Source organism: Ruixingdingia sedimenti (assembly GCF_031432425.1).
GTDB lineage: Bacteria > Pseudomonadota > Alphaproteobacteria > Rhodobacterales > Rhodobacteraceae > Ruixingdingia > Ruixingdingia sedimenti.
In genome coordinates, this window is the sequence record NZ_JAVKPH010000076.1 from 1 (window position 1) to 6,563 (window position 6,563).

Sequence of the window (6,563 nt, forward strand, 5' to 3'; positions counted from 1 at the left end):
ACGCTGGTCTCCATTGCAGATACCAGCTTGAATCACGATCACCGCGCCCGGTGAATCCCTTTTGTCAACACGCCCTAGGCCTGTGTGTAGCCCATGATCCTGTTGAGAGGGCGACCGCCACAGCATGAAGGGGTCAAGGTAAAGGGGAATGTCCTCGTCAAGAAAAGGAATCGCGAAGTCGAGATCGACCTGTGCGGCGTGAATCCCATGATAATCTGTAAGACGAGGACGAATAAGCAACGTGGCCGCCATATGCTGGGGAAGCTTTCTTTATCGATACCAAATATTGTGCGCCGTTGGCAACTGGAAGCAACCGCTGCGTCGTGTTCGAGTGGCCGCTCTTTTGGAGTTTCCTCCCTGCGATGACCGTCCGCAAAGGGCCGGTCCGCACCCAGCAGGCCTGTCCCGCGCACCTCCCTCTTCAACAACCCTCATCCGGACCTATTCCGCCTCCACGCTTCGAACTGACTACGCCTGATCCCGAAGCGGAGCGCATTACCCTCGTGCAGGTTCGCAACCTCGGCATCGACGATTGCCTGGAGCTGCACCAGAGTTTTCGGATCGGTCCCGGCGGCGAGATAATCAGCGATGCTGGCCGCGCCCTCCACCACGATGTCGCGCACCATGGCCCGGATTTCTTCCCGGTAGCGCAGCCGCAGCGGGTCCGGTTCGGGGAGCGATTTCACCAGCGCCGCGTAGCGCTGGCAGGAGCGTTCGTAGGCGGCAAGGTAGACATCCGCCAGCAGTTCGGTCCGGTTGAACTCGTAGATGCCTTGCGTACCCCGGAAATAGGTTTCCTCCGGCATGTCGATGAACGACAGCGGCGAGAGGTTGTGCTTGATCAGCGGGATGTTGGCGCCCAGCCGCGAGACGCGCTTGTTCACGTCCTCGAAGGGCTGGAGATAGGGGATGTGGACCATCAGGAAGAACGAGGTCTCGAACGGGTCCGTGATCCGGCCTGCCTTGTCGAGGATCGTCCTGAAGTTGTCCTCGATCCGCTGCGGGATGGCGAGAGGGGTGTAGACGCTGCCGCCGATGTCCACCGGGCGGCGGCGCAGGCGGCCGGAGGCCGAGGGATCCGCCATCAGGTTCTCCGACAGCAGCGCGTGCAGGTTCAGGAAGGTATAACTGTCGTAGCCGATCTCCTCGGGCGCCTCGGCGATCAGCTCGATGGCGGCCTTGTGGTTCAGGATCATCTGGGCGTCGAGCAGATCCTTGCCCTCGGCCGTCTTGCCGAAGCGGATCAGGTTCTCGGTGTCGAGACGGCTGTAGGTGTTGCCCTCCAACTTCGACGAGGCCCAGGACAGGTCGATCATCAGCCTGCCGATCACGTCGCGCAGATGGGTGCCGGCGGGGCGATTGTCGGCGCCGGTGCGGCCCATGTCGTGCAACTGGCTGCGCAAGGCCTCGGGCAGATAGAAGGTCTGGTTGGGGCTGTAGATGTCGAGGAAGTCCTGGTTGTAAGTGACCGGCCGCCTGGCGATCACCGGCTGCGCCACCAGGCCCAGCACCTCACGGCCGGCGGGCGACAAGACGATCCCCATGGTGTCGGGCCTGGTAGCGAACTCGGCCAGCCGATAGGTCACCGCGACACTCCGGCCCGCCCTGATGATGCGCCCCTCGGCTTCCAGAAGGCCAAGATGACGCTGCAAGGTCCGGCGGCTGACCGTCAGACCCTGCCCGGCGACAAGCTCCTCGATCCGGCCGATCGGCATGGGTGTCAGATCGCCGGGCAGCGCGGCGAGGAGAGCTGTGCGGATGTTATGGTCCGAAACGGCCATCGGGCACTCCTCTGCTGCCGCACCCCTGACGCGGAATTGTCGCACAATATGTCGTTCTTTTTGTCGCGCAATCAACGAGCAGCGTCAAGGGTGCTCCGCAAAGAGCTTGATGGCCTGCCGGTCACCGTCTCGAATGCCTGATCGCGGGGCCACGCTCCACCGCTACTCCCCCACCGATACCATGGTTTGGCGCGGCTCTCGGGCACGGATCAGGGGCCAGCCCGAGGCGTATGAACATACCGCGCCGAAACATATCAGCCACCAAGTTCCGGAACATCGTTCTCCGGAGTCCGATAGTTGCCCGCCCTGACCCTGGGCCAGACTTCGGGGCGCTTCGCCACCTCGGAGATCTGCCGGCCCGGAGCGACCTGATCAAATATCCGGTTCACTTCGACCGCCCAGTCGTAAAGCAGCGCCTGGAACGCGGGGGACAGGCGCTGGCGTTGCCAGATCTGTTCGAAGTCGATGCGGTCGCCCAACCGTTCCGCCACCACCGAGATGGTATAGGCGGCGATATTGGCATAGCCCTGCCGGAACGTGATCTTCGCATCCTTGCCCTTGATCATGCTCTCGATGGCCTTGAAGGCGATGACCTTGGCGATCATCGTCCGATACCATTTCGCGTCCAGCGGATCGGGCACGATGGCAGAATCCTCGTCCAGCGCCTCCATGAATTTCATGAAGTTCTTCTCGCCCCCGAGCGCGACCTGTGCAGGCCTCGACCGCCAGGATTCATGATATTTGGCGATGTCGTTCTTGGAGAGCTTGCGTCTGGATGGAACGGCATCCACCAGCTTCTTCCTTTGCGCCGGCGTCGTGCCGTCGCGCAGCAGCATGACCTGATAGGCCCCGGCCGCCCGCTCGTAGAACCAGCAACCGACGCCATCCGGGCACCAGGTCTCGTTCGCGAGCTTTTCGAACTGCCGGTGGAAGGGGCGGTTGGCCGAAAGATCGGATTCCTTCACCGCGTTCTGCTTGTTGGCAAATCGGGAGATCTTCCTGATCAGTTCTTCCCGGCCGTCGTCGTCATTCCCCTTCAGGATGATGATCTTTGCGGGCACCATGACATTGCCGAGATCCAGTGCCTTGTTTTCGCGCGCCGCGAAATAGATCGACGATGTGGTCTGGCCACCGTTCACGATCTGGACGCCCTTGAGAAACGAAAGCCCGATGCTGCCATCCTCGCTACGCCCGAAGGCGGCTTCGTCACAGACCAGAACGAGGCCGTTGTTGAACGCCATGAAATGTTCGGGTTCCTTCGCCAGGGTCTCGGCGATGCCCTTGTTCACCTTGCCCCTAGCCCCAAGGAAGGTTCTCACGTTCGCCTCGAGCAGACGGCTGCCGAAACGTTCGTAGAGCCGGCGGATCACCTGACCCGGCACCGCCGTCAGAGCATATTCGTAGTCGGCATCGGGATCGGGGACGTGAACGCAGGGGAGCGGGCGACCGAGCGTCTGCTCGAAGCTGATCGCGACCTCTTCCCGGGGTTTGCCAGCGGTGTGACGGTAAAGGCGCTCGATGTCCATCGCTTCGATGGCCACGATGCGGCCATGCACCTCCTTGGTGGAAAAGTGCTTCATCTTCGTCCGACCGTCGGTGATGACGAACACCCGGAGCTGGTCCAGATCGGACCAGTTGGCGGTGATCAAGGAAATCAGACCGTGGATGTCATGCGTGGGGTCAACCTTGTCGATCAGCTTTCCGCCAGCGGCATGGAACAGGAAAGCCACGCCCTGCTTTGCGGTGTCGGCGGCGGCGGAGTCCGGCAAGGCGGTGATTTCCTCGCTGCCGAAATAATGGGTGACGAAGAGGTCGAGTCTCGTCTCATCCGACGAAAGGGCATGGCCCGTGATGCGCAGGCGGCTGTTGCCGACCTTTCCGGCCCAGTGGCAGATCGTGGCGGGTTCGCAAATGCCGGCATTGGCGACATGCTCCATCACCAGTTCGGCGAAGACCAGCTCCTCCGAGGGGAAAGGCCCTTCGTTGGCCTGCACGCGCTCGGCGATGGTGGTCTGGACCAGGGCGCGGAAACCGTGGTGGAAATCTTCAAGGCTCATGGATCGATCCCGAGTTCGGAGAGGGCATCGTCAAGCGGAAGCGCGGGTTGCTCCAGCGCGTCGACGTCCAGGGTATAGACCACCTTGCGAACCTGTTGCGGAACGGCCTGACGACGAAGACAGGGGAAGTGCGCATCGACGAGGAAGGCCCGCGCGTCCAGAAGGCTCAGCTTGCGGCGGTAGTGTTCGGCATGGTCGTCATCATAGCCCGACAGCAGCAGCAGCGCCTCGAACACCCGCGACAAACCGGCTTCGGCCATACGCTCGCGCAGGTGCGCAACCATGCCGACAAGATCGGTGCCATCATCCGCGACATCGAACCGGAGAGCAGCCAGGAAAAGGGGGGTGCGGTCCGCGTCAAGCTGTTCGAGGCTGTTGATCCGCGCAAGGAACGTTCGACCGGCAAGTGAGCTTTTCACCTCCACCGCGCCTGCACCGATCAGGAAGTCCTGCGCAGCGTGCAGCGGACCCTGCCAGCAGTCTACCGCCGCGGCGCCCAGCCTTGTCTGCATCAGGCGGTCGAGAAGCCAGAGCTCTCCCATGAGGCCGAGCTGCCTTTCGGACGAGAGCGGCCTCCGTTTGCGGGACATGAACGTCTGCCAGTCCGCAACCCTGCCGATGAATGCGTCCGCCAGATCCCGCGGATTCCTGGTGTCGGTGGCTTCGAGGCACCGGAGCACGTCCGCCGCCATCACGGTGAAGATGTCGAGCGAACCCTCGAGGCGCCGGACAAGGGAAATTGCCATGCGATCACGGAACATCGCCTCCTCGCGGAGAAGCACCACATCGAACCCCCTGCCGTCGGGAAGTCCGCCCGGCCCGGCCGACATGGTGCGCGGGAAGCTGACGATCAGGGCTTCACGCCCGCCCGGAAAGCGGCAGCCGACCTCGATCGAGACCGGACCGATGTCGGCCAGATGCACGAATTGCCAATCCTCCCCGCCCTCCTGCCGCGTCAGCACGCGCCACGAGCGAAGGATGCCCTCTTCAGTCCACCCAGTCATTCATCGCCCCCCACAACACGCTGTTCGCCATGTAGTCGGCATTGCTGACCCTGCGCTCGGATGGGCTGCCGGGAAAACTGATCGCCCAGGCGAGGATGGGCGGGCCATCCTCCAGCTCTTCGATATCGCTCGCCTGTGGATTGAGAAGATAGAGCATCAGCAGACCGCGATCCCTGCGCGGCGCCACACCCGTTTCCGGATCGCCAAAACCCAGGATCTTGCGGATGGCGGTGCCACGGGGATCGTCCGGCGGTTCGGCCCCTTGATCGCGGTCCTTGTCACCCCGCCAGGTCTTGCGGGTCAGGTTAAGGGCGGCGGTCCATTCCGCCTCTGTCAGGTCGATCGCCTGATCCCGCGAGGAAATCAGGGTCTTGATGGAATACCGATCAACGGGCTCGGACTGGACGGCGCGGCGCTGCATCATGTTGACGCTGACGCCACCAATTTCGACCACGGGATCCGAGGCCCCGATCAGGGCCACGGTCCAGTTCGTCAACTCGCCATCCTTGTTCATTTCGTCGATGAAATCCGCGATCAACGGGCTGACGACTCTGAAGCTCGCGCCGTGCGTGCGGTAGCTGCGGAGGAAGGCCGTGACCTGGGCCGCCGAAACGTCGCGCCAGAAATGACCTTTCCAGTTGGGGCTTGCCTTCGGCAGATAGTGCTGTTGCTCCGGCCGCAACGATGGTCCGATCGCAGCAAGGAGCCGGTGGCCCGCATCGTAGTTCGCCTCCATGTCCTGCTTTCGCGGCAGGAACACGATGGTCTGCAGCAGGTCACCCGAGAAGGTCAGATGCATCGGGCGGGCATTGCGCATCTTCGTGCGCGACGTCACTGTCAGGACAGAGTGCGACCGCACCCGCAGGCCGAACTGTTTTGGCGTGGCACCCGCTGCAACCATATTGTCGAATTCCTGCCGCAGCTCTTCCGCCGCGTCGGCAATATGGCCGAACCATTCGATCATCTCGTGCGTGGTATAGAGGCGGCAGCAGTCCAGATAGCCGTCCCGATACCCGAACCAGCGCCCCATCTGCATCAGTGTATCATACATCCGCGCCGTGCGCAGGAAGTAGCTGGCACATAGCCCCTCTAGCGTCAGTCCCCGCGCCAGCTTGTCGCCGCCGACCGCGATCACCTTGAGCCCAGTCGCCTCGTTGTCGGCATAGTCCAAGGCGTCCTTGGCAGAACCGTTGATCTCGCGCACCTTGATGTCGCTGATGACCTCGGGCAGCACCTCCCTCACCTGTTCCCATGCGAAATCAGCAAGATTTTCGTCGGGGATCAGTGCCTCGCGGATGCGCACCATCCCGGGCAGGAACCGCTGTTCATAGTCCTCGCGCATCATGCGCTCGGTTTCGGCCAGGTCGATTCCACGGGTGAATCGCCCTCTCAGGGTCCGGATATACTCGCCAACCTGCGGTCAGGACTCGTTCTCGCGTCATAGCCAGAACATGACGGTTGCAGCGAGGGCGACGGCGGAGAGGAAGACCTTTGGGCACCTGTCGTAGCGGGTTGCGACCCTGCGCCAGTCCTTCAGACGCCCGAACATGATCTCGATCCTGTTGCGGCGTTTGTAGCGGCGCTTGTCGTGCTTGATGGGCTTGCCGCGCGACTTCCTGCCAGGGATGCAGGGTTTTATCCCCTTGAACCGCGCCGGGTTTGCCGGAGGCTCCAACTCTTGAGTAGGATGGAGCATCATGAGCAAGACGACGAACAAGTTT

The 6,563-nt window shown here is 62.4% G+C and carries 6 protein-coding genes; all 6 read right to left on the reverse strand.

Features of this window, described 5'->3' with window-relative positions:
* Positions 1 to 252: hypothetical protein (locus RGD00_RS22765; protein ID WP_310459533.1), on the reverse strand; the 252-nt coding region annotated here is incomplete at its 3' end.
* Between the two features lie 179 nt (positions 253 to 431).
* Positions 432 to 1,781 (reverse strand): Fic family protein, encoded by a 1,350-nt coding sequence (locus RGD00_RS22770; RefSeq protein ID WP_310459534.1) that lies wholly within the window; start codon positions 1,779 to 1,781, stop codon positions 432 to 434.
* 254 nt (positions 1,782 to 2,035) lie between these two features.
* Positions 2,036 to 3,838: an AIPR family protein gene (locus RGD00_RS22775; protein WP_310459535.1), complete on the reverse strand. Its 1,803-nt coding sequence runs from the start codon at positions 3,836 to 3,838 to the stop codon at positions 2,036 to 2,038.
* Complete coding sequence (locus RGD00_RS22780) at positions 3,835 to 4,842, reverse strand: PD-(D/E)XK motif protein (RefSeq protein ID WP_310459536.1); 1,008 nt, start codon at positions 4,840 to 4,842, stop codon at positions 3,835 to 3,837. The genes RGD00_RS22775 and RGD00_RS22780 overlap by 4 nt, the downstream gene beginning before the upstream one ends.
* Positions 4,826 to 6,244, reverse strand: coding sequence for a Z1 domain-containing protein (locus tag RGD00_RS22785; protein WP_345784594.1), 1,419 nt, complete (start codon positions 6,242 to 6,244; stop codon positions 4,826 to 4,828). Before RGD00_RS22785 ends, RGD00_RS22780 begins: the two co-directional genes overlap by 17 nt.
* A gap of 36 nt (positions 6,245 to 6,280) precedes the next feature.
* A partial coding sequence (locus tag RGD00_RS22790; RefSeq protein WP_310459539.1) for a transposase occupies positions 6,281 to 6,563 on the reverse strand: 283 nt, incomplete at its 5' end.

What these genes read in the sequence shown, in the direction of transcription:
- RGD00_RS22770 (WP_310459534.1), bottom strand. Translation starts at nt 1,781, where the DNA reads ATGGCCGTTTCGGACCATAACATCCGCACAGCTCTCCTCGCCGCGCTG.
- RGD00_RS22775 (WP_310459535.1), bottom strand. Translation starts at nt 3,838, where the DNA reads ATGAGCCTTGAAGATTTCCACCACGGTTTCCGCGCCCTGGTCCAGACC.
- RGD00_RS22780 (WP_310459536.1), bottom strand. Translation starts at nt 4,842, where the DNA reads ATGACTGGGTGGACTGAAGAGGGCATCCTTCGCTCGTGGCGCGTGCTG.